Raw genomic sequence first — 998 nt, forward strand, 5'->3', positions numbered from 1 at the left:
TTTGTATTTCCACAAGCGGCAGTCTCTACATCCGACTCTGTAATAGTTACCGTACCACAAGTATCCGCACCAGTAGCAACACCAGTATTGGCAGACGACTCATCCTCGGTACACTCGATAGTCACATCGGCAGGTAATGTAATAGTAGGAGGCGTTGTATCTTCAACAATGATTGTCTGGTCTTGAGATACTGTATTTCCGCAAGCATCTGTAGCCGTCCATGTTCTTATTATTGTTTTGGTATTGCCACATGCAGTTACCTCGCTGTCAGAGAACATTACTACAGGAGCTGTACAATCGTCAGTAGCAGTAGCAGTACCAGTATTTGCTGGAGATTCGTCTTCCGTACATTCAATGGTTACGTCAGCAGGCACTGTGATTACCGGAGCTACCGTATCAATAATAGAATATGTAGCTGTAACGCTTGAAGCATTGCCACAGTCGTCAGTCGCAGTAAATGTTACAGTAATGGCACCATTAGCACAATCTACATCTGTATTGGCACCATAATCGTTAGACCATGTTACGTTTCCACAAGTATCAGCTGCAGTTGCACCAGCATTGTTGGCTATCCAAGCCCCTAAAGTTCCATCAGGAGTAACACCACACTGGATATCAATATTAGAAACACCTGAGCTATCTATAGTTGGAGGCGTCGTATCCTCAACGGTAATGGTCTGGTCAGCAGAAGTACTGTTTCCACACTCGTCCGTTACGGTCCAAGTTCTCACAATAGTTTTAGTATTACCACAAGAAGCGGTCTCCACGTCAGACTCGGTAATAGTTACCATACCACAGGTATCCGCACCAGTAGCCACGCCAGTATTGGCAGAAGACTCGTCGTCGGTACACTCGATAGTGATATCGGCAGGAACAGTGAACGTAGGGGCCGTAGTATCCTCAATAGTAAAAGTAGCAGAAGTAGTAGAGGTGTTTCCACAGTCATCCGTAGCCGTAAAGGTTACCGTAGCAGAACCGGTCGCACCACAGTCGTCGCT

General features: G+C 46.1%; 1 protein-coding gene. It reads right to left on the reverse strand.

The window, feature by feature from the left end; all coding sequences use genetic code 11:
* A partial coding sequence (locus LBU54_RS15265; RefSeq protein WP_394370862.1) for a PKD domain-containing protein occupies nucleotides 1-998 on the reverse strand: 998 nt, incomplete at both ends.

Source organism: Winogradskyella alexanderae, from assembly GCF_020166335.1.
Lineage (GTDB): Bacteria > Bacteroidota > Bacteroidia > Flavobacteriales > Flavobacteriaceae > Winogradskyella > Winogradskyella alexanderae.